This window comes from Hymenobacter sp. H14-R3 (assembly GCF_030063445.1).
Taxonomy (GTDB): Bacteria; Bacteroidota; Bacteroidia; order Cytophagales; family Hymenobacteraceae; genus Hymenobacter.
On the sequence record NZ_JASITD010000017.1, the window covers coordinates 59,706 to 82,700 of the forward strand.

18 protein-coding genes are annotated in these 22,995 nt (G+C 57.9%); 6 read left to right on the forward strand and 12 right to left on the reverse strand.

Features of this window, described 5'->3' with window-relative positions; genetic code table 11:
• Positions 1–94: 94 nt before the first annotated feature.
• The 12 genes from QMK33_RS15710 to QMK33_RS15765 all read right to left on the reverse strand — a co-directional run bounded on the left by QMK33_RS15710 (position 95) and on the right by QMK33_RS15765 (position 13,627).
• Positions 95–586 (reverse strand): GNAT family N-acetyltransferase, encoded by a 492-nt coding sequence (locus QMK33_RS15710; RefSeq protein WP_283565561.1) that lies wholly within the window; start codon positions 584–586, stop codon positions 95–97.
• An 86-nt stretch (positions 587–672) separates the two neighbouring features.
• On the reverse strand, positions 673–1,617 hold the full coding sequence (locus QMK33_RS15715; RefSeq protein ID WP_283565562.1) for a Rossmann-fold NAD(P)-binding domain-containing protein: 945 nt from the start codon (positions 1,615–1,617) through the stop codon (positions 673–675).
• 701 nt (positions 1,618–2,318) lie between these two features.
• Entirely contained in the window at positions 2,319–5,552 is a 3,234-nt protein-coding gene (carB, locus tag QMK33_RS15720) for a carbamoyl-phosphate synthase (glutamine-hydrolyzing) large subunit (RefSeq protein ID WP_283565563.1), read from the reverse strand.
• 108 nt (positions 5,553–5,660) lie between these two features.
• Positions 5,661–5,951, reverse strand: coding sequence for a GIY-YIG nuclease family protein (locus QMK33_RS15725; protein ID WP_283565564.1), 291 nt, complete (start codon positions 5,949–5,951; stop codon positions 5,661–5,663).
• 71 nt (positions 5,952–6,022) lie between these two features.
• On the reverse strand, positions 6,023–6,283 hold the full coding sequence (locus tag QMK33_RS15730) for a hypothetical protein (protein ID WP_283565565.1): 261 nt from the start codon (positions 6,281–6,283) through the stop codon (positions 6,023–6,025).
• Positions 6,284–6,392: 109 nt separating this feature from the next.
• Positions 6,393–7,481, reverse strand: a complete 1,089-nt coding sequence (gene carA, locus QMK33_RS15735) for a glutamine-hydrolyzing carbamoyl-phosphate synthase small subunit (protein WP_283565566.1) — start codon at positions 7,479–7,481, stop codon at positions 6,393–6,395.
• Positions 7,482–7,606: 125 nt separating this feature from the next.
• A complete protein-coding gene (locus QMK33_RS15740; RefSeq protein WP_283565567.1) occupies positions 7,607–8,791 on the reverse strand; it encodes an aspartate aminotransferase family protein in 1,185 nt (394 codons plus the stop codon).
• Positions 8,792–8,863: 72 nt separating this feature from the next.
• Positions 8,864–9,322 carry an Imm50 family immunity protein gene (locus tag QMK33_RS15745; protein ID WP_349361759.1) on the reverse strand — a complete coding sequence of 153 codons (459 nt, stop codon included), beginning with the start codon at positions 9,320–9,322 and terminating at the stop codon, positions 8,864–8,866.
• A 13-nt stretch (positions 9,323–9,335) separates the two neighbouring features.
• A protein-coding gene (locus QMK33_RS15750; protein WP_502867070.1) for an IS3 family transposase occupies positions 9,336–10,432 on the reverse strand; the annotation gives its coding sequence in 2 pieces (ribosomal slippage) (positions 9,336–10,186 and positions 10,186–10,432; 1,098 coding nt in all).
• A gap of 186 nt (positions 10,433–10,618) precedes the next feature.
• Positions 10,619–11,608: an N-acetyl-gamma-glutamyl-phosphate reductase gene (gene argC, locus QMK33_RS15755; protein WP_283565569.1), complete on the reverse strand. Its 990-nt coding sequence runs from the start codon at positions 11,606–11,608 to the stop codon at positions 10,619–10,621.
• Positions 11,609–11,762: 154 nt separating this feature from the next.
• Positions 11,763–12,944 carry an argininosuccinate synthase gene (gene argG / locus QMK33_RS15760; protein WP_283565570.1) on the reverse strand — a complete coding sequence of 394 codons (1,182 nt, stop codon included), beginning with the start codon at positions 12,942–12,944 and terminating at the stop codon, positions 11,763–11,765.
• A gap of 134 nt (positions 12,945–13,078) precedes the next feature.
• Complete coding sequence (locus tag QMK33_RS15765) at positions 13,079–13,627, reverse strand: GNAT family N-acetyltransferase (RefSeq protein ID WP_283565571.1); 549 nt, start codon at positions 13,625–13,627, stop codon at positions 13,079–13,081.
• A 406-nt stretch (positions 13,628–14,033) separates the two neighbouring features.
• On the opposite strand from QMK33_RS15765, the gene argB reads away from it, so the two are divergent.
• The 6 genes from argB (at position 14,034) to QMK33_RS15795 (ending at position 22,993) form a co-directional block, all read left to right on the forward strand.
• Positions 14,034–14,819 (forward strand): acetylglutamate kinase, encoded by a 786-nt coding sequence (argB, locus tag QMK33_RS15770; protein ID WP_283565572.1) that lies wholly within the window; start codon positions 14,034–14,036, stop codon positions 14,817–14,819.
• Positions 14,807–15,931, forward strand: a complete 1,125-nt coding sequence (locus QMK33_RS15775; protein ID WP_283565573.1) for a M20 family metallo-hydrolase — start codon at positions 14,807–14,809, stop codon at positions 15,929–15,931. Before argB ends, QMK33_RS15775 begins: the two co-directional genes overlap by 13 nt.
• A gap of 78 nt (positions 15,932–16,009) precedes the next feature.
• Complete coding sequence (gene argH, locus QMK33_RS15780) at positions 16,010–17,326, forward strand: argininosuccinate lyase (protein WP_283565574.1); 1,317 nt, start codon at positions 16,010–16,012, stop codon at positions 17,324–17,326.
• A gap of 70 nt (positions 17,327–17,396) precedes the next feature.
• Positions 17,397–20,840 (forward strand): pyruvate carboxylase, encoded by a 3,444-nt coding sequence (locus QMK33_RS15785; RefSeq protein ID WP_283565575.1) that lies wholly within the window; start codon positions 17,397–17,399, stop codon positions 20,838–20,840.
• Positions 20,841–20,879: 39 nt separating this feature from the next.
• Positions 20,880–21,599, forward strand: coding sequence for a hypothetical protein (locus QMK33_RS15790; protein ID WP_283565576.1), 720 nt, complete (start codon positions 20,880–20,882; stop codon positions 21,597–21,599).
• Between the two features lie 86 nt (positions 21,600–21,685).
• Positions 21,686–22,993, forward strand: coding sequence for a M20/M25/M40 family metallo-hydrolase (locus tag QMK33_RS15795; protein WP_283565577.1), 1,308 nt, complete (start codon positions 21,686–21,688; stop codon positions 22,991–22,993).
• The last annotated feature ends 2 nt before the right edge of the window (positions 22,994–22,995 follow it).

Below are 22,995 nucleotides of genomic sequence, written 5' to 3' on the forward strand. Positions count from 1 at the left end.
GCGCCAGAACAAGTCGTTCGAACGTGATAAGATGCTTCGCAAGCGGACGCCAGATGCGCATGACAGACGGGTTTTGCCAAGCCGGCAGTAAAATCTACACCGCCCGAATCATCCAAATCTGGCAGCCAAAGTGGCCGCTATCGCCCAGTGGGGCAGTTAAATACGTGAAGCCTAGCCGCTCGTAGAGCGGGATGGCCTGGGTCAGCTCGTCGGTAGTTTCAAGGTACACGCGGGCGTAGCCGTTGGCGCGGGCCGCTTGCAGGCAATGGTCGATGAGGGCCTTGCCCACACCCCGGCCCCGGGCGGCGGGGCGCAGGTAGAGCTTGACCAGCTCCACGGTGTCGGTTGGCAGGTTCTCGGTGGGAAAAATGCCGCCGCCGCCGAGGACTTCGCCGTCCGCTTCGGCCACGAAATAGGCGCTGCGGGGCGTGCTCTGAAACAGGGTAGGGAGGTGGTCGGTAGCCGCGTCGTAGTACGCGGTGCCGGGCTTAGCCGCGCCAAATTCGGCGAGCGTATCGCGGATGGCGCCGGCTAGCGCCGCCGCGTCGCCGGGCGCGATGGGGCGAATGGTGATGGTAGAAGTCAAAACAAGTGTAAAACGGAGTGGCACTCCGTTCCTCGTTGGGTGTGGTCCTTACGGGAACGGAGTGCCACTCCGTTCTATAACTAACTCTATTTCAGCAACTCGTGCAGCACCGTCTGCATCGAAAACGTTCGGTTGCCGGCTTCCTGAATAATGAGCGAGCCCGGCGCATCGAGCACGGCATCAGACACTTCCACATTGCGGCGCACGGGCAGGCAGTGGATGAATTTGCCGCTACCGGTCAAATTCATGTGCTCGGGCGTGAGCATCCAGCTGGGGTCGTTGCTGAGCACCTGGCCGTAGTCGCGGTAGCTGCTCCAGTTTTTGGCCTGTACGTAGTCGGCCCCTGCGAGGGCCTTGCGCTGGTCGTATTCGATGGTCGCGCCCTTCGTGAATTTGGGGTCCAGCTCGTAGCCCCGCGGGTGGGTAATGACAAAATCAACCCAGTCGATTTCCGCAAACCAGTCGCAGAACGAGTTGGGCACGCACTGCGGCAGGGCGCGCACGTGCGGCGCCCAGGTCAGCACCACTTTCACGCGCTCCTTCTGCTTGGTTTCGGCCACCGTAATGAGGTCGGCAAACGACTGCAAGGGGTGCAGCGTAGCGCTTTCCAGGCTGATAACCGGCACCGTGGCGTACTGCATAATCTTGCGCAGCACCTCCTCGTTGTAGTCGGCCTCCTTGTCCTTGAGGGTGGGAAAGGTGCGCACGCCCAGCACGTCGCAATACTCACTCATCACCGCGATGGCGTCCTTAATGTGCTCCTGCGTGCTGCCGTTCATCACCGCGCCGTCGGCCATTTCCAGCGTCCACGAGTCGGCCCCGGCGTTTAGCACCCAGGCTTGCGCGCCCAGGTTGTAAGCGGCTTTCAGGCTGCTGAGGCGGGTGCGCAGGCTGGGGTTGAAAAATATCAGCCCCACGGTTTTGTTCTTGCCCACATGCTGGTAGCCGAAGGGGTTAGCTTTTATTTCTAAAGCCTTCTGCAACAAGGCCTTGTAATCGCCAGCATCGGCGAAGGAGGTGAAGTTTTTCATTATTTAGGCTTCTTTGCCTGCGATTTATATTTAATGATAAATTCCTGTGCGTCTATAAGAATCTCGGGATACTCAACGTATTGCCCAATTCGATTCAGCAGGTGAGCTTTTTCGTTTTGTTCAGATATGTGTTGGTATGGGAATCCATTTTCGACCAAGAATTTCACAGTTTCCCATCTAGAAGTTTCGCTTTTTTTGGGTGGCCGAAACCTATGCGGTAATTGAATCATCGGAACTCCGCATGCATTGCAAACTACTTCACGAATGTCTTCATAAGAAACATTGAAGGCTGTGCGGCAACCGAGGCAGACGTTTTTATGACCCATATTGATGAAGAATTAAGCCAACTTCTCGCCGTAACTCATTACACCAATTTTAGCGAATGACATCGCTTTGGTAAATGACTGGTTGCAGAGCAATACATCAGTCGTTTTCATCCAAAAGCCCACGCTTTTCAGCGCGTCATCTAATAAGGCCAAGTGCGAGTTATGACGTCCAAGGACAACATAATATTTGTGGCTCATCAAATAGGGAATGAGCATACTCAGCTACCATATTCGCTTTGTACTCGTCCGCCTTTTCATGGTTTAAGCCAACATAAGTTAAGTCCGACCATGTGAGGCCCTTCAATTTATGTTGGCTTGAAATATAGATGTTTCTTGAATGCATACTGCAACGATACGCGAAGCAGGAGCTTCGTGCTACATCGCCTTGTACTCGTTCCAGCTCTTAATCTTCAAGTCCTTCATTTCCAGGGTGCAAAACGCCTGGATGAACGCCTTTGCCAGCCGCGCATTCGTCAGCAGCGGCACGCCAAAATCCACGGCGGTGCGGCGGATTTTATAGTCGTTATCCAACTCGCCTTTAGACAGGTTTTTGGGGATATTAATGACTAGGTCGATTTTCTTTTCCTTCAAATACGTCAGCACGTTGGGCTCCACGTGGTCGTCGGGCCAGAAGAGGAGGCTGCTGGGTACGTTGTTTTCGGCGAAGAAGCGGTGCGTGCCCTGGGTGGCGTAAATCTGGTAACCCTTCTTCACCAGTAGCTCCGTGGCCGAGAGCAGGGCCACTTTCGACTTGATGGGGCCGCCGGAAATCAGCACGGTTTTCTGCGGGATTTTGTAGCCCACGCTCAGCATTGATTTCAGCAGGGCTTCCTCGGCGGTGTCGCCCAGGCAGCCTACTTCGCCGGTGCTCACCATGTCGACGCGCAGCACCGGGTCGGCGCCGGGCAGGCGGGTGAACGAGAACTGCGGGGCCTTCACGCCCACGAAGGGCAGGTCATAAATCCGCTCGCTTTCGTCGCGCTCCACGGGGCGGCCCAGCAGGATTTGGGTGGCCTTTTTGATGAGGTTATTCCCCGAGATTTTCGACACGAACGGGTAGCTGCGCGAGGCGCGCAAGTTGCACTCAATCACGCGGATAATACCGTTCTTCTCCAGAAACTGGATGTTGAACGGGCCGCTGATTTCGTAGCGCCGGGCAATCTTCTCGGCAATGATTTTGAGCTTGCGGATAGTGCCCACGTACACCTGCTGCGGCGGGTAGTACATGGTGGCATCGCCGGAATGCACGCCGGCAAACTCCACGTGCTCCGAAATGGCGTAGCTCACAATTTCGCCGTGGTCGGCCACCGCGTCCAGCTCAATTTCCTTGGCTTCCTGGATAAATTCGGATACCACCACCGGGTATTCGGCGCTCACCTCTTTGGCGGCTTTCAGGAATTCTTCCAGCTCGAAGTTGTTGGAAACCACGTTCATCGCCGCGCCCGACAACACGTAGCTCGGCCGGATGAGCACCGGGAACCCGACTTCCTGCACAAAATCCTGCATGGCCCCGAGCGAGGTCAGCTCCTTCCAGCGCGGCTGGGCAATGCCCAGCTCATCCATGATGCTGCTGAACTTGTGGCGGTTCTCGGCCTCGTCGATGCGGGCGGCCGAGGTGCCCAAAATAGGGGCCTTAGCTTCATCGAGGCGCATGGCGAGGTTGTTGGGAATCTGGCCGCCGGTGCTCAGAATCACGCCGCCGGGCTGCTCAAAATCCAGGATATCCATCACCCGCTCGAAGCTCAGCTCCTCGAAATACAGCCGGTCGCTGACGTCGTAGTCGGTCGAAACGGTTTCGGGGTTGTAGTTGATAATGATGGTTTTATAGCCCTCGGCCGCTGCCGTTTGCACGGCCTGCACGCCGCACCAGTCAAACTCGACCGATGAGCCGATGCGGTACACGCCCGAGCCCAGCACCACCACCGACTGCGCGGTTTCGCGGTCCAGGTCGTTTTCAGTGCCGTGGTAAGTGGTGTAGAGGTAGTTGGTTTTGGCTGGAAATTCGGCCGCCAGCGTGTCAATCTGCTTCACCACGGGCAGCACGCCCAGGGCCTTGCGGCGGGCGCGCACCAGCAGCTCGTCGGCCTTCACGTCGCCCTCGCCCAGCAGCTTCACGGCAATCTGCTGGTCCGAGAAACCAGCTTTTTTTACGTCGCGCAGGAGTTTGGTTTCCAGGCCTGCCAAGCCTGCGCTACGGCCGGCGGCGAGCTGGTTGCCCAGCTCAAAAATGCCGTAGAGGCGCTGCAAAAACCAGTGGTCAATCTTGGTCAATTGGTGCACCTGCTCCAGCGTGTAGCCGGCCTCAAAGGCGCTGTTGATGGCGAAGATGCGCTCCTCGTTCGGCTCGCTCAGGAGCTGGTCGATGGCGGCGTTATCCAGCTCATCCTCAGGCCGGTTGGCCACGAAGCCGCGCCGGCCAGTGTCCAGCATCCGCAGGCCTTTCTGGATGGCTTCCTCGAACGATTTGCCGATGGCCATGACCTCGCCCACGCTCTTCATCGCGCTGCCAATCTGGCGGTTAACGCCCGCAAACTTGCCCAAATCCCAGCGCGGCAGCTTAACCACCACGTAGTCGAGCGCCGGCTCAAAAAAGGCCGTTGTCGTCTGGGTTACGCTGTTTTTCAGCTCGGCCAGCGAGTAGCCCAGGCTCAGCTTGGCGGCCACGAAGGCCAGCGGGTAGCCCGTGGCCTTGGAGGCCAGCGCCGACGAGCGCGACAGGCGGGCGTTCACCTCAATCACGCGGTAATCTTCCGAAGCGGGGTCCAGCGCGTACTGAATGTTGCACTCGCCCACGATGCCCAAATGCCGGATGGTCTGGATGCCGATGCTGCGCAGCTTGTGGTACTCGCGGTTGCTGAGCGTCTGCGACGGGGCCACCACGATGCTCTCGCCGGTGTGGATACCGATGGGGTCGAAGTTCTCCATATTGCAGACCGTGATGCAGTTATCAAACTGGTCGCGCACCACTTCATACTCCACTTCCTTCCAGCCCTTCAACGATTCCTCCACCAGAATCTGGTCGGAAGTAGTGAAGGATTTTTGGGCCAACTCCCGCAACTCGTCCATGTTATTGGCGAAGCCGCTGCCCAGGCCGCCCAGCGCAAACGCCGCCCGCACAATAATCGGGAAGCCGATTTTCTCGCCGGCGGCCAGCGCATCGTCCATCGTCGTCACCGCCACGCTGCGGGCCGAGAGCACGCCAATCTGCTCCAGCTTCACCTTGAAAATCTCCCGGTCCTCGGTGTCGATGATGCTCTGCACGGGGGTGCCCAGTACCTGTACCTTGTATTTTTCAAACACGCCGGCGCGGTACAGGGCCACGGCGCAGTTGAGGGCCGTTTGGCCACCAAAAGCCACCAGAATGCCATCGGGCTGCTCCTTTTTGATGACCTCCTCCACGAAGTAGGGCGTCACGGGCAGGAAGTACACGTCGTCGGCCATGTTGTCCGACGTCTGCACGGTGGCAATATTGGGGTTGATGAGGATGGTGCGGATGCCTTCCTCCTTCAGCGCCTTGAGGGCCTGCGAGCCGGAATAATCGAACTCCCCGGCTTCGCCAATTTTCAGCGCGCCGGAACCGAGGATGAGTACTTTATTGGGTTTGTTCATTCTAAGTGTTGGGTAACAGACCGAAAGGTCGTGTCAAATTTGAACGTCATGCTGAGCGGAGCGCAGCGAAGTCGAAGCATCTCTACCGCTTCGTTGGATTTATTAAATTCAGCCTTCCCACGTTTCTAAATCAATGGCCTGCCAAGTCGGATTAAAACCATTAATTAATGCATCTTTCTTCCGGCGCGTCCAGCCTTTCAATTGCTTTTCCCGCACTATGGCCTGCGTCGCATTGGGAGCTATTTCAAAATAAACGAGTAAGTCAGCCTGATACCGTCCAGTGAATTTACTAGCGTTGCCTCGGTTGCTGCTGTGCTCGTAAAGCCGCCGCGTGAGGTCGTTGGTAACGCCGATGTAGAGGACGGTTTGGGTTTGATTGGTCAGTATGTAGACGTACATGCTGGTGATTTTAGAACGTCATGCTGAGCGAAGTCGAAGCATCTCTGCCGCTTCCCTGGGATAGTTGAGCTTTATGCGTTGATATTCAGCATTTCGGTGGCTAGCTGCCTAATTTGGTGTATGTCTAGCTCAAATTCTTCACCATCTTCCATTAGCATGATTTTCACCATATTATCCTCTAAGCCAGCTTCAAGATGACCTTGATATTTGAAATGTTTAGTTGAAGCCCAACGCGCAAGTCTTACAACGGAAAAAGTAGGTTCAGCTTCTGCTAAATCACGCTCTAACTCAGCTAATAATTCAGCTGCAAAACGTCGCTTTGTATAGGTCATTACTACCTCTATTGTGGTTTGATAATGCTTCCTTAATTGCTGAATTTATAATCACAACGAAGCGGTAGAGATGCTTCGACTTCGCTGCGCTGCGCTCAGCATGACGTTCTTATTTCGTTGTTCTGATTCCCTCTTTATACTCCACCACCGCTTTCAAAAAGTCATCAAACAGAAACTCCGTATCCTGGGGGCCGCCAGCCGCTTCGGGGTGAAACTGGGTGGAGAAGAACGGCTTGGTTTTGTGCTTGATGCCTTCGCAGGTGCCGTCGTTCAGGTTCTCGAACAGCATGTCCCACTCGGCGGGGAGGGTGGCGGTATCGACTGCGAAGCCGTGGTTTTGGCTGGTGATATAGCAGTGCTGGGTGCCGGTGAGCTTCACGGGCTGGTTGTGGCTGCGGTGGCCGTATTTCAGCTTGAAGGTGTCGCCGCCCGCCGCCAGGCCCATGAGCTGGCTGCCCAGGCAGATGCCGAAAATGGGCTTGTCCTGCGCCAGGGCCTTTTGCAGGTGCTGGATGGTGGCTTCGCACATTTTGGGGTCGCCGGGGCCGTTGCTCAGGAACAGGCCGTCGTAGTCGAGGGTCGTGAAATCGTAGTCCCAGGGCACCCGAATTAGCTCCACGTCGCGCTCCAGGAAGCAGCGGATGATGTTGGTTTTGGTGCCGCAGTCCACGAGCACGATTTTGTGCTGGCCGCTGCCGTAGCGCTGCACGCCGGCCGGGCTCACCTGCGCCACCAGGTTGTCGAGGTTGGGGTCGTGCAGGGGCACGTCGGTTTCGGCCACTATTTTGCCCAGCATAGCGCCCTTCTCGCGCAGCTTTTTGGTGAGCATGCGGGTATCGACGCCAAAAATGCCGGGGATGTTGTACTCCTTGAGCCAGTCGCCTAGGCTCTTGGCGGCGTTCCAGTGGCTGTGCTCCTCCGAGTAGTAGGTCACCACGAGCCCGGCAATGTGGATTTTATCCGACTCAAAAATGGTGGAAATCGACTCGTACAATTCCTCGCCGGGTACGCCGTAGTTGCCCACCATCGGGGTGGTGAGCACCAGAATCTGGCCGGCGAAGGACGGGTCGGTGAGGTTTTCGGGGTAGCCGGTCATGGCCGTGCTAAACACCACTTCGCCCGCGGCGGAAGTGAACGCGCCGAAGGATTCGCCTTGGATTTCGGTGCCGTCTTCGAGAACTAGTTTTACTTGTGGCATATCGTGCTAATGGCAGCCCCACCCCCTAGCCCCCTCCCCTGCGGGGGAGGGGGAACTAGCTTCTAGCGCTAGTTTTAATTCTTAAATTAGAATTTACTAGGAGTGAAGTGCTTATAATTAGTAAACTAGGATTTAAAACTAGAAACTAGTCTCCCCTCCCCCGCAGGGGAGGGGGCTAGGGGGTGGGGCTGCACCAGCGCATATAGCGCCTGCAAAAACCGGTCAACCTCCGCCTTAGTGATATTCAACGGTGGCAGCAGCCGCAGCACCGTGGGGTCGGAGGCGTTACCCACGAACACGTGGAATTCCGACAATAGCTTATCGCGGATTTCCTTAATGGGGAAGTTGTATTTAATACCCACCATCAGGCCGCGACCGCGAATTTCTTCGGCACCGGCGTGGGCCAGCAGCTCGGTACGGAGGTAGTCGCCCATTTCGGTAGCGTGGGCCAGCAGGTCCTCCTCCTCAATGACTTCCAGCACGGCCAGGGCGGCCGCGCAGGCCAGGTGGTTGCCGCCAAACGTGGTGCCCAGCAGGCCGAACGAAGCCTTGTACTGGGGCGCAATGAGGATGCCGCCGATGGGAAAGCCATTGCCCATGCCCTTGGCCACGGAAATAATATCGGGCCGGATGCCCGCGTGCTGGTGCGCGAAAAACTTGCCGCTGCGGCCGTAGCCGCACTGCACCTCGTCGGCAATTAGCAAGGCTCCGTGCGCGCCGCAGACCAGCGAAAGACCAATCAGAAACTCGTCGGGGGGACTAATAATGCCGCCCACGCCCTGAATCGGCTCCACCATGACCGCGCACACGTCGCCGCCGCGCAGCACTTCTATCACCGCTTGCAGGTCGTATTCCAGAATGGAAATCACGTGGCCCGCGTTGAAGGGAGCCACGATTTTAGGGTTGTCGGTCGCCGCTACTGCGCCCGATGTGCGGCCGTGGAACCCACCCTTAAAGGCGATAACCCGGTTTTTGCCGGTGTGGAAAGAAGCCAGTTTCAGCGCGTTCTCGTTGGCCTCGGCGCCCGAGTTGCACAAGAACAGCGTGTAGTCGTCGTAGCCCGATACCTGGCCCAGCTTCGTGGCTAGCTCGCGCTGAATCGGAATCTGCACCGAGTTGGAGTAGAAGCCGATGTTTTGCAGCTGCTCGGTGAGGCGCTGCACGTAGTGCGGGTGGCTGTGGCCGATGGAAATCACGGCGTGGCCGCCGTAAAAATCCAGGTATTCCTGGCCCTTGTCGTCCCACAGAGTCGCACCCAGCGCCCGCACCGGCGTGATGTCAACCAGCGGATAAACGTTGAAGAGGTTCATTATTTCTAGTAGGTTATCTTTTTAAAAGAACGTCATGCTGAGCTTGCCGAAGTATCTTGGTAGGTTCGTTGACTAAAGAGGCTGAGCTGAACCCCTGGCCCCATTACCTCCGATATCATTTACTTGTAAATTATTAACAGGAACAAGACTTAAAATCAAAGCTTCTTCAGCAACTATGGCAGCTTCCATCCCAACTGATGAGCTAAAAACTGCTTTGATATCGCTTCCCTGCTTTTCAAGCCAAAGCTCAAAAAGCACGTTTTGAAAGCTGAAGTAGTTAAAATTCAGCTTTTTAATCCCAGTTAATTGTATCTCAATCTGACACCTTTTTGTTAGTTTGAAATAACCTTTTTCAGTGACCTTATTAGTCATCTCAAAAGCGTTAATTGTGAATGTCACAGCAGAGCGTAGAGTAGGAAGTGCTTCGAAAGTAACTTTCATTACCTCAGCATCATGAAAATCTGGCCAGTAGCCAAAATGCTGAAATATTACTTCCGAATTAACTGTAGACTCCCCCTTTAAGTGAGCCAGTCAAAAGTAGAGGTCAAGCAGCTTGACGAAACTCAATGGGAGTTAAGAAGTTAAGGGCCTCATGGGGCCGCAGGTGGTTATAATCATACTGCCAGCTCTGGCACTGTTCCCGCACCTGCCGCAGGCTGGTGAAGAGGTGGGCGTTAAGCAGCTCGCGGCGAAACGAGCCGTTAAAGCGTTCAATATAGGCGTTTTGGGTTGGACTAGCAGGCTGAATCCAGTGCAGCTCGATGTGCTGGTCCTGGCACCAGGTCTGCAAGACCTGGCTGATGAGTTCGGCCCCATTGTCTACTCGAATCCGGGCGGGTGGGCCGTGGCGACCAACCAGTGTCGTGAGCAGGGCCACTACACGCACAGCGGGCAGCGAGAAATCAACCTCGATCCCGAGCACTTCCCGGTTCCAGTCCTCCACTACGTTGAGCGTGCGGAAGCGGCGGCCATCCGTTAAGGCATCGCTCATAAAGTCGAGCGACCAGCAGACATTAGGCTGTGGAGGGACTTCCAAGGGCCGCTTAACCCGCTCGGGCAGGCGTTTCTTTTTGCGCCGCTTTCCTAGTTGTAAGCTCATTGCCTGATAGATACGCCATAAGCGCTTGTGATTAACCAGTATACCCTGCTTGCGCAGGCGGTAGTAGTACTTCCAAAAGCCCCATCCGCTGTGGCGCGTGACCAGAGCCTGCAAGCGGCCCATCAGGTCAGTATCGACGGGCTGGATGCCCCCACGGCCCCCACCGGGTGGCGAGGCGTAGCTGTTGCGGGCCAGGCCCACCAGCGTACACGCCTGGCGCTGGCTCAGCCCCCGCCCGCAGGCGTAGTGGGCTACGGCGCGCCGGGCCGTGGGGGTGGTTACTTTTTTCGCAACACCTCCTTAATGACCTGATTCTCCAGGCTCAGCTCCGCGTAGAGTTGTTTGAGGCGGCGGTTTTCGTCCTCCAGATGCTTGAGACGCTGTAACTCGCTGGTGCTCATGCCACCGAACTTGTTTTTCCACCCGTAAAACGTGGCCTCGCTAATACTATGTTCACGGCAAATCTGGGCGACGGTCTGCCCCTGGTCCTGTTGGCGCAGGATGCCCAGAATCTGGGCTTCGCTGAATCGACTCTTTTTCATGAGTAGCTAAAAATAGAGAAAGTGAAAAGTTACTACTTCTCTCTACTTTTGGCTGGCGCACTTTGAGGGGGAGCCTACACTCATTGCTGAATAGTCATCCATATTTAACACAGTCTAATTAAACGAACCTGCCAAGATGCTTCGACAAGCTCAGCATGACGTTCTTTTTGCTGACGTTCTACTAGCTTAAAAATACGAAGCCTTTATTCCTAATCCCATCGTTTCCTCAAGCCCAAACATCAAGTTCATATTCTGCACTGCCTGGCCCGAAGCGCCCTTCAGTAGGTTGTCGAGGGTGGAGGTAATGAGCACCTGGTCGTCGTGCTTGGCTACGTGCAGCAGGCATTTGTTGGTGTTTACCACTTGCTTGAGGTGAATTTCCTTCTCCGAAACAAGCGTGAATGGCGCGTCGCGGTAGTAATCGGAGTATAAATTTTGTACTTCCAGTACTGAAAGTTCACAGGTAGTATAAACGGAGGCGAAGATGCCCCGCGTGAAATTGCCGCGGTAGGGGATGAAGCGGATTGGCTGCCCGAAGTCCGGTTGCAAGCCCACCAGCGTTTCGCCGATTTCGCCTAAGTGCTGGTGTGTGAAGGTTTTATAGGTCGAAATGTTGCCGGTGCGCCAGGTGTAGCCGGTTGTTTCGGCCAGCCCGCGTCCCGCGCCCGTGCTGCCCGTGATGGCTGATACGTGCACCGCCTCGCGCAGTAGCCCAGCCTCCGCCAACGGCAGCAGCGCCAACTGAATGGCCGAGGCAAAGCAGCCGGGGTTGGCCACGCTGTCGGCGGCGCGGATGGCGGCGCGATTCAGCTCGGGCAGGCCGTAGACAAATTCCCTGCCCCCCGCCTGCCGGTCGGCCGCCAGGCGGAAGTCGTTGCTCAGGTCGATGATTTTGGTGCGGGCGGGCAGGTCCGTTTTTAGCAGCCACTCGCGGGAATTGCCGTGGCCGAGGCACAGAAACACCACGTCCTCATCGCCACGCAGCGCGCTGGCAAAGGTCAGGTCGGTATCGCCCAGCAGGTCGTCGTGCACGGAATGCACCGGCAGCCCCGCCTGCGTGGTGCTGACTACCGCGCCGATGGTAGCCTGCGGGTGGTGCAGTAGTAGGCGTAGCAGCTCGCCGGCCGTGTAGCCCGCGCCGCCCACGATGCCGACGGTGATGATGGATTTGGTCATGTAGTGCAGCCCCACCCCCCGGCCCCCTCCCCTGCGGGGGAGGGGGAGCCACGGCGGCGCAAGCGGTTACTTATATAAATGCAGCTAAAAAATCGTTTGGCTCCCCCTCTCCCGCAGAGGAGGGGGCCGGGGGGTGGGGCTGCACGGCTGGCGGCTACCCCAGTGAAGCGTGAATCTTCAACTGATTGCCAAAAATCTTGATGAAGCCCCGCGCATCGCGTGAATCCCAAGCATTATTCTCCTCGCCATACGTAGCCACCTTCGACTGCATCATGTCGTACTTCGAATCAATGCCCAGCAGCTCAAAGTGATAGGGCCGCAGCTCGACGAATACCGTGCCCGTCACGCGCTCCTGCGATGAGAGCAGGAAGGCTTCGAAATCGCGCATGGCCGGGTCGAGGTACTGCGCCTCGTGCAGCAGCGTGCCGTACCAGGTGGCCACCGGCTCCTTGTGCAGCTGCTGCCAGCGCGACAGCGTGTGCTTTTCCAGCAAATGGTGCGCCTTGATGAGCAGCAGCGCCGCCGGGGCCTCAAAACCCACGCGGCCCTTGATGCCCAGAATGGTATCGCCCACGTGCGTATCGCGGCCGATGGCGTAGGCCCCGGCGATGTCGTTGATTTGCTGAATGAGCGACACAGCGTCCATGCGCTGGCCGTTCAAGGCCACTGGCTCGCCCTTCTCGAAGGTGATTTCCAGCTGGCTGGGCTCCGTTTTGGAAAGCTGGGTGGGGTAGGCGCTCTCGGGCAGCGCCTGGCGCGAAGTCAGCGTTTCGACGCCGCCCACGCTGGTGCCCCAAATGCCCCGGTTAATGGAATATTTGGCCTTCTCCCAGCTCATTTCGAAGCCCTGGTCCTGCAAGTACTGAATCTCGGCCTGGCGCGACAGCTTCTGGTCGCGGATGGGCGTAATAATCTCAGTATCAGGCGAAATAACGGCGAAGGCCACGTCGAAGCGCACCTGGTCGTTGCCGGCCCCAGTGCTGCCGTGCACGATGTATTCGGCATTCTCGCGCTTGGCGTACTCGGCAATGGCGAGCGCCTGAAACATGCGCTCGGCGCTCACGCTCAGCGGGTAAGTGTCGTTTTTGAGCACGTTGCCAAACAGCAGGTAACGCAGGCAATCGTGGTAAAAGCGCTCGGTAATGTCAATTACCTCGTGCTTCACCGAGCCCAGCTCGTAGGCCCGCTTCTCGATGGCGGCCAGTTCTTCGGCCGAAAAACCGCCCGAGTTCACAATAACGGTGTGAATCTCCAGGTCATGCTCCCGCGAGAGATTAACGACGCAGTACGAGGTATCCAGCCCGCCGCTGTACGCTACAATTGCCTTTTTCTTCATGAGTCGGTCTGTAAAACGGATTGGTACCCCGTTAATCATTGGTTAATCAATCAGTGAAACGGAGTGGTACTCCGTTAATCGTTGGTAGTCAGCAGAGCAAATAACCCTGACGCCAAACGGAGTGTCCCTCCGTTTTATAATTCTTCGGGTGGCGGTGGGGCTGTTATGTCGTCGTACACCATGCCCGTGCAGAGGCATATTTTGCGCTCATTCTCGGTCAGGATGCCAAAGTTTTTGCAGCTCTTGCAGCCCTTCCAAAAGTCTTCGCTAGTAGTTAGCTCCGAAAACGTTACCGGCTTGTAACCCAGGTCGCTATTAATTTTCATCACCGCCAGGCTGGTGGTGATACCGAAAATCTTGGCATCCGGATATTTAGTGCGGGAGAGCCGGAATATTTCGCGCTTAATAGCGCGGCCCAGGCCGTGCTTCCGCAGTTCCGTATTCACTACGAGGCCCGAATTGGCCACAAACTTGCCGCTCTCGAAAGTCTCGATGTAGCAGAAGCCGGCCAGCTTGTCGTCCACGAACGCAATTACGGCGTTGCCTTGCAGCATTTTAGCCTTCACGTATTCCGGCTCGCGCTTGGCAATGCCGGTGCCCCGCTGCTTAGCCGATTCGATGTACCATTGACACAGCAAGTCCGCGTACTGCGCGTCTGCTGCTGTCGCAACCCGTATTGTCATTAGTAAGGAAGAAAGACTTAGGAAAGAGACGCAGTTGACCGGCCCTCGCACCACGCGAGTTAGCGGCAGAAAACCCGAAATCTATCGGTAAGTGGCTGAGCGCGTTAGCGGTGGCTCAGCGTGGCTAGCTCGCAGCCAGCACCCGGCAGTTGAAGCCGGCTAGGGTCGTCGTAGTAAGGCACTAACCAGTGGGCGCACGCTTTCGCCACCCAAAAGGGCCGGGGCAGAAAGCTGAAAAGTGGCGCGAACCAAGTGAGTCATTGCAGTAAAACAGCCAGGGGCCAGCCAATGGACTAGCAAACCAAGGACCCTAATTGAGCCACAAAGGTAAAAGTTCCTACTTTTGCCCGCAATAGAAAAAACGTTTTTTTTCGCCGGGAGGGCAGGGCTTGGTAACGAACAGATTATGAATAAGCCGGACGTAACTATTTATAAAATTGGGGGCAGCATTATTGACGACGTTGCTGAGCTAACCAAGTTCCTGGCTTTACTGGCCCAGGCCGACGGCCCCAAAATTCTGGTGCACGGCGGCGGCAAAGGTGCCAGCACCCTGATGCGCGAGCTCGGCATGCAGCCGCAACTTGTGAATGGCCGCCGCATCACCGACGCCGCCACGCTCGACATCGTGACGATGTTTTACGCCGGTAAAACCAACAAGCAGGTAGTGGCCGAGCTGCAAAAGCTGGGCGTGAACGCGCTCGGCCTGAGCGGGGCCGATGGCAATGTAATTAAGGGCCACAAGCGCCCGGTAAAGGATATTGACTACGGCTTCGTGGGCGACCTCACGCCGGTCAGCGTCAATAACACCTTGCTAGAAAGCTTGTTAGAAGCTGGTATTACGCCCGTGCTGTGCCCCATTATTCACGATGGGCAGGGCCAATTATTAAATACCAACGCCGATACCATTGCCTCGGCCGTGGCCGTAGCGCTGGCCGTTGAGTACACGGTAACGCTGCATTATTGCTTCGAGAAAAACGGCGTGCTGCACGACGTAGCCGATGATAATTCGGTAATTCCCGAAATTAATTCAGACACCTACGCCGAATTAAAGCAGTATGGAATTATTGCCGAGGGTATGCTGCCGAAGCTCGAAAATGCTTTCGCAGCACTCAACCAGGGCGTGGCGCAGGTGATTATCGGCCACGCGCTGCATATTAGTGCTGATTTGCGCACGGTGCTATGTCTGAAGTAATTGCGCAGCTAAGCAACGATGCGATTGAATTGCTAAAGCAATTAATTCAAACGCCTTCGTTTTCGCGGGAAGAAGCCAGTACGGCCGATATCATGGTGAGTTTTCTGGCGCAGCACAGTATTCCGGCCCAGCGGCGGGGTAATAATGTGTGGGCCACGAGCCACCACTTCGACGCGCAAAAACCTACCATTCTACTAAACTCGCACCACGACACTGTGAAGCCGGGTGTGGCCTGGTCGTACCCGCCCTTCGGCGCGGTGCTGGAAGGCGATAAATTAACGGGCCTGGGCAGCAATGACGCGGGCGCTTCGGCGGTGAGTTTGCTGGCGGTATTCCGGTATTTCTACGGCCAGGATACGGCGTTCAATTTAATCTGCGCCATCACGGCCGAGGAGGAAATATCGGGCGCTAACGGTATCCGGAGCGTGCTGCCGGAATTTGGGAAAATCGACTTTGGAATTGTGGGCGAGCCCACTGGCATGAACCTCGCCATCGCCGAAAAAGGCCTGATTGTGCTGGATGCCACCGCCCACGGAAAAACTGGCCACGCGGCCCGCGAAGAGGGTGAAAATGCCCTCTACAAAGCACTGGATGATATTCAATGGCTGCGTAGCTTCCAGTTTCCGCAGGTGTCGCCGCTGCTGGGGCCGGTGAAAATGACGGTAACCCAAATGAGCGCGGGCACGCAGCACAACGTGGTGCCCGACCGCTGCCAGTTTGTGATTGACGTGCGGACGAATGAGTTATATCAAAACCAAGCAATCGTCGATTTTCTACGCGAGAAATTAACTTCGGAAATTATGCCGCGCTCCACGCATTTAAATTCCTCGCGGATTAGCGAAAATCACCCGTTGATTAAGAAGGGCGTGGCGATGGGTAAGACGACGTATGGCTCGCCCACGCTGTCGGACCAGTCGATGATGCCGTTTGATACGCTGAAAATGGGCCCCGGCGACAGCGCCCGCTCGCACGCGCCGGACGAGTATATTTTGCTAAGCGAAATCCGCGACGGAATTGCGGATTATATTAAGCTGCTGACTGATTTTGAAGCGCAAGGTTTCGCGAGGTTAAAAGAGGTTTCGCAAGGTTTGGATAACCAGCCGGGTAGCTAGCCAACTGGCATAAATAGCCCACAATTTATTTTTTAAAAACCTCGCGAAACCTCTTTTAACCTCGCGAAACCTTGCGCTATGAAAATCTGGGAAAAAGGCTTCTCCGTCAACGATAAAATTGAGCAGTTCACGGTGGGGCAGGACCGCGAATTAGACCTGTATCTGGCGCAGTTTGACATGCAAGCCTCCAAGGCGCAGGCCAAAATGCTGGCCAGTACTGGTCTGATTTCCAAAGAGGAAGAAGGTCAATTAATTACCGGTTTGGATGAGCTGCTGGCCCAGGTCGAAAACGGCACATTCGTTATCGAGCCAGAGTTTGAGGACGTGCACTCTAAAATTGAATATTACCTCACTGCTAAATTCGGCGACGCGGGCAAGAAAATCCACACGGCGCGCTCGCGCAACGACCAGGTACTGACGGCGATTCAATTATTTATCAAGGATTACACTGAGAAAATCGGCGCGAAAATCCTGGAATTAGCTGATTTATTAATTCGGCAGGGCGAGAAATATAAAGACCATTTACTGCCCGGCTACACGCATTTTCAGGCGGCTATGCCGAGCAGCTTTGGGCTGTGGTTTGGGGCGTATGCCGAGCATTTAGTGCTGGATATGAGCCTGTTGGAGGCCGCGCACACCGTGGCCGACCACAACCCACTGGGCTCGGGCGCGGGCTTCGGCAGCAGCTTCGGCATCGACCGCGAGCAGACGACGCGGGAGATGGGTTTTGGCAACGTGGCCATCAGCGCGGTCGGTGCACAAATGTTGCGCGGCAAAACCGAGAAAACGCTGGCGTTTGCCATGGCGGGCGTGGCCGGTACGCTCAGTAAACTGGCCTATGACCTGGTGCTGTACAACAGCCAGGATTTGGGCTTTGTGAAGCTGCCGAAGGAGTTTACGACCGGCTCCAGCATTATGCCGCACAAGAAAAACCCCGACGTATTTGAGCTGGTGCGGGCGCACTGCAACCGGCTGCAAGCGCTACCGAACGATATTATTCTCACTGTTAATAATCTTCCCAGCGGCTACCACCGCGACTTCCAGATTTTGAAGGAGCTACTATTCCGGCCGATGACGCAGTTTGCCAATATCCTGGATATTCTGCTTTTCGCCGTGCCGGTGCTGGAAGTGGTACCGGACGTGATTGACCAGCCTAAATATGACGCCATTTTCTCGGTCGAAAATATCAACCAGCTCATTCAGAGCGGGGTGCCATTTCGCGACGCGTACAAGCAGGTGGGGCAGGCCGTGGACGCCGGTACCTATGTGCCGCACAAGGAATTTGCCACCACGCACCTGGGCAGCGTGCACCGGCCGGGCCTGGCCGAGCTGAGTGCCCGCGTGCAGCAGGTGCGGGCGCGGCGGCCCTGGGCCGGGACCGGCGCGGCCAACTGAGCGGTTTTGGGCAGCGAAATTTCGCTGCGTAGTTTAGTAGCGAAATTTCGCTACTACTACCAACCCTCTCATGAAAATCACCAAGCTCCTTGTCGCTAACCGCGGCGAAATAGCCATCCGCGTGTTTCGCGCGGCCACCGAACTAGGTATTTCCACGGTCGGCATCTACACCTACGAGGACCGCAATTCGCTGCATCGCTACAAGGCCGACGAGGCCTACCAGATTGGCGGCGACGACGAGCCGCTGCGCCCCTACCTTGATATTGAGGCGATTATCGCGGTAGCGAAGGAGAATGGGGTGGAGGCCATTCACCCCGGCTACGGGTTTTTGAGCGAGAATGCCAACCTGGCCCGGCGCTGCCGTGAGGAGGGCATCATCTTCGTGGGGCCGCGCCCCGAGGTGATGGAGGCGCTCGGCGACAAGGTGGCGGCCAAGGCCGTGGCCCTGAAGTGCGGCGTGCCGCTCATCGAGAGCAGCGAGGCCGATTTGGTAGATGTTGACGTGGCCCTGACCGAGGCGCACCGCATTGGCTACCCCCTGATGCTGAAGGCAGCTAGCGGCGGCGGCGGGCGCGGCATGCGCGTGATTCGCGACGATGAGCAGCTGCGGAAAGGTTTTTTTGAGGCCCGCAACGAGGCTCTGAACGCTTTCGGCGACGATACGGTGTTCCTGGAAAAGTTTGTGGAGCGGCCCAAGCACATTGAGGTGCAGCTGGTGGGCGACCAGCACGGCCACCTCACGCACCTCTACGAGCGTGACTGCTCGGTGCAGCGCCGCTTCCAGAAAGTGGTGGAGGTAGCGCCGGCCGTGGACCTTACCGATTCGCTGCGTAACCGACTGTATGCCTACGCGTTGCAGATTGGCAAGGCCGTGGGCTACGACAACGTGGGCACCGTGGAATTCCTGGTGAACCCCGAGCTGGACCGCATTTATTTTATCGAAGTCAACCCCCGCATTCAGGTCGAGCACACGGTGACCGAGATGATAACGGGCGTGGACATTGTAAAAACTCAGATTTACATTGCCTGCGGCTACGCGCTGGAGTCGCCCGAAATCGGGCTGGGGCCCGAGGTGGTGGTACCATGCATAGGTGTGGCCGTGCAGTGCCGCATCACCACGGAGGACGCTACCAACGACTTTAAGCCCGATTACGGTACCATTGTGGCCTACCGCTCGGCGGGCGGCTTCGGCATCCGGCTCGACCAAGGCTCTGTGTACCAAGGTGCTATCATTTCGCCGTTTTTTGATTCTCTCTTGGTGAAGGTGTCGGCGCACGCGCCCACGCTTGCCGGCGCGGCCCAGAAAATGCTGCGTACGCTGGATGAGTTCCGGGTGCGCGGGGTGAAGACGAACATGCAGTTTTTGCAGAATATCGTGCGCAGCCCTGAGTTTCAGGCTGGGCACGCCACGGTTGACTTCATCAAGGACCACCCCGAGCTGCTGGAGTTTCGCAAGCGCCTCGACCGGGCCACGCGCCTGCTGCACTACATTGGCGAGGTGGTGGTGAATGGCAACCCCGACGTGGCCGGCCGCGTGGACGAGCGCCGCCAACTGCGCCGCGTGCCCCTGCCCGCCGCCGACCTCACCCAGCCGCCTGCGCCCGGCACCCGCCAGAAATTGCAGGAGCTGGGACCCGAGAAATTTGGCGAGTGGCTGCGCGCCGAGCCGCTCATTCACTACACCGATACCACGCTGCGCGACGCCCACCAGAGCCTGCTGGCCACCCGCATGCGCACCATCGACATGCTGAAGGTGGCCGACCGCTACGCCCGCCAGCACCCCCAAACCTTCTCGCTGGAGGTGTGGGGCGGGGCCACGTTTGACGTGGCGCTGCGCTTTTTGCACGAAGACCCCTGGGCGCGCCTCACTCGGCTGCGCGAGGCGGTGCCCAACATCCTGCTCCAAATGCTGATTCGCGGGGCCAACGGCGTGGGCTACAAAGCGTATCCGGACAACCTGACCGAGCGCTTCGTGGCCGAGGCCGGCGCCAAGGGCGTGGACGTGTTCCGCATTTTCGACTCCCTGAACTGGATGAAGGGCATGGAGGCCTGCATCCAGTTTGTGCGCCAGCAAACCACTGGCCTGGCCGAGGGCAGCATCTGCTACACCGGCGACATCATGGACCCCAGCCGGCCCAAATACAACCTCAACTACTACCTTACGCTGGCCAAGCAGCTGGAAGATGCCGGCGCGCACATCCTCTGCATCAAGGACATGGCGGGCCTGCTGAAGCCCTACGCGGCGCAGGAGCTGATTACGGCGCTGCGCGAAACCGTGAAGCTGCCCATTCACCTGCACACCCACGATACAAGTGGCTTGCAACCAGCAACTTATTTGAAAGCCGTGGAGGCGGGTGTAAACGTGATTGACGTGGCGCTGGGTGGCCTCTCGGGCCTCACCTCGCAGCCCAACTTCAACTCGGCGGTGGAGATGTTCCGGCATACGCCGCGCCACCGCGAGTTCAACCAGCACAGCCTCAACGAGTTCAGTGACTACTGGGAGGCCCTGCGCGAGCAGTACTACCCGTTTGAATCGGGCTTGCTGGCCAGTACGGCCGAGGTGTTTGAGCACGAGATTCCGGGCGGGCAGTACTCCAACCTGCGGCCCCAGGCGGCGGCGCTGGGCCTGCTCGACAAATTTGAGGAGGTGAAGCAGCGCTTTCACGATGCCAACCAGCTGCTGGGCGACATTCCGAAGGTCACACCCTCGTCGAAGGTGGTGGGCGACCTGGCGTTGTTCATGGTTTCCAACAACTTAACCCCCGAGGAAGTGATTAGCAAGGGCGAGAGCCTGAGCTTCCCGGAGTCGGTGCGCGAGCTGCTGCGCGGCGACATTGGCCAGCCGCTGGGCGGGTGGCCCGCCGATATTCAGCAGGCCGTGCTGCGCGATGAAAAGCCCTTCACCGACCGGCCCAACGAGCACCTCACGCCCATCGACTTCGACAAGGAATGGGCCGGGTTTGAGAAAGAGCACCCCTACGCGCAGTTTACCGACCTGCTCTCTAGCTTGCTCTACCCCAAGGTGTTTGCCGATTACTGGAAGTTTCGGCAGGACTACGGCGACGTGAGCCGCATCCTGACGCCGGTGTTCTTTTTCGGCCTTAAGGAAGGCGAGGAAACCATCATCACCATTGCGCGCGGCAAAACCATTATCATCCGGCTGCAGTCCATCGGCCCGGTTAATGAGGATGGGATGCGCACCGTGTTTTTTGCCCTCAACGGCCAAACGCGCAACCTCGAAGTGCGCGACCGGCAGGTGGAGGTCAAAACCGTGCACAACGCCAAGGCCGACCGCGCCAACCCCAAGCAAATTGGCGCGCCCCTGCAAGGCATGCTCAGCAAGGTGCTGGTGGAGGCGGGCCAGCAGGTGGCCAAAAACACGCCGCTGTTCGTCATCGAGGCCATGAAAATGGAAACCACCATCACCGCGCCCGCCGACCTCACCGTGGGCAGCCTCGCGCTGGCCGAGGGCGCCCGCGTGCAGGCCGACGACCTGGTGCTGACGGTGGCGTAGTAACCCGACCTTTTCACGCTTGCGCAAAGCCTTAAGCCAATGATTTACAAGAGCTTATTTTTACCGCTGCTGCTCTCTTCGCTGGCTGCCGGTGCCCAGGGCGTGGTGAAGGAAACGATGCAGGTAACCCAGAACATGGCTACTGTGCTGGGCAACCGTACCGACATCGCTTTCTCGAACCGCGACGATACCCTGCTGGGCTCGCCCATGCTGTACGCAGGCTGGCGGCCGGGCGAGCTGCTGCTGGCCGGCAACCAGCACGCCACGGCGGCGCTGCTCAAGTACGACCTGTACCGGCAGGAGCTGCGAGTGCGCCGCCCGCAGGGCGATTCGGTGCTGCTGCCCATGAGCCAGGTGCGTGAGTTCCGGCTGCTGGAGCCGGCCCGGCGCTTCATTAATTTCCCCATCTCGCCGCCCGACGTGGCCAGCACCTGCGCCGAAGTGCTGGTGGAGGGAAAGAACGTGCAGCTGGTCAAGTATTTGCACAAGGAAATGACTAAGCCCTCCACCGGCAACGACTCGTACACGGCCCACACGCCCGGTGCGCTGGTGGAGGAAGCGCAGTACTTTTTGCGCTGGCCCAGTGATGGCCGCTTCTCGCCCCTGCGCCTGAAGCGCGCCAGCCTGGAGCGGGCGCTGGCCGCCTACGGCCCCGCCCTGGCGGCGCTGAAAGCGCGCAAGGGCGGCCTGGGCTCCGAGGCCGAAATGGCGCAGGCCGTGGCCGAGCTGGAGCCGTTGCTGGCCGCCCCCGGCAACTAGGGCGGCGGCGGGAAATGCCTCGTTACCTCGCTCGGCAACGGGTCAAGGATTGAGATAAAAAATTGATAATCAATAACTTGCAAATAATGCGCACTACGCTACTACTAAGCTGCCTGGCCGTGAGCTCTCATACAGCCGCGGCCCAAACCAAAAAGGAAGTATCGGCCGCCACGGTGGAGCGGGTGCTTAATGCGCTGGCCGCCGACGACATGGGGGGCCGCCCCACCGCCGGCCCTGGCAACCTGAAAGCCGCCGAGTTTCTGGCCGCCGAGTTTACCCGCATTGGCTTGCAGCCGCTGCCGGGGCTAACGAGCTTCATGCAGGAATTTCCAGCTTATGAGACGACTACTGCGGGCGTGCAGGTGACGCTGGGGGGGCAGGCGCTGCCAGCTGGTAATGCGCTGGCCATCACTACGCAGCCGCAAGTAACCTGGACGGAGAAAGACGCCGTGGAGGTACTGGTGCTGGGCCCCGCCGACAAGCTGCAACCGCACTTCCAGGAGATTTTTCAGCCCACCAAAAACCTGCTGGTGCTAGTAGACCCCGCCCAGGCCGACCTGTTTAAACGCCTGGCGGGTCGCCTGGCCGGCCCGCAGCTGCACAAGGAGGCGGCTACCAATCCGTATTCGTGCGTGGTGGCGCTGGTGGCGGCATCGGCGGCCCCGGCTACCTACCGCGTGGCGGCCACTACCGTTGCCAAAACCCTGCTGCTGCGCAACGTGGTGGGCTACCTGCCTGGCCGCAACGCGGCGCGCGCCAAAGAGGACGTTATTTTCTCGGGTCACTACGACCACCTGGGCATCATCAAACCCACGGCCGGCGACTCTATTGCCAACGGGGCCGACGACGATGCCAGCGGCACCACGGCCGTAGTAGCCCTGGCCGAGTATTTTAAGAAGCGCCACGACAACGCCCGGTCGCTGGTTTTTGTAGCTTTTACGGGCGAAGAAATCGGGGGCTTCGGGGCTACTTATTTCTCTAAGCAGCTCGATGCGAAAGACCTCACGGCCATGTTCAATATCGAGATGATTGGCAAGCCCGCCAAGTTTGGGCCCAAAACCGCCTTTATCACGGGCTACGAGCGGTCAGACTTCGGCAAGCTGCTGCAAGCCAACCTGAAGGGCACGGGCTTCAAGTTTGAGCCCGACCCGTACCCCGAGCAAAACCTGTTTTACCGCTCCGACAACGCCACGCTGGCCCGGCTGGGCGTGCCGGCCCACACCATCAGCACCGACCAGATTCCGACCGATAAGCTCTACCACAGCGTCGACGACGAAGTGAGCAGCCTGGACGTGGCTAACATGACGGCCGTAATTTCGGCCATTGCGCGCAGCGCCAGTGGCATTGTGGCGGGCCAGCAAACGCCGACGCGCATTGCCCCCGAAAAAGACTAGCC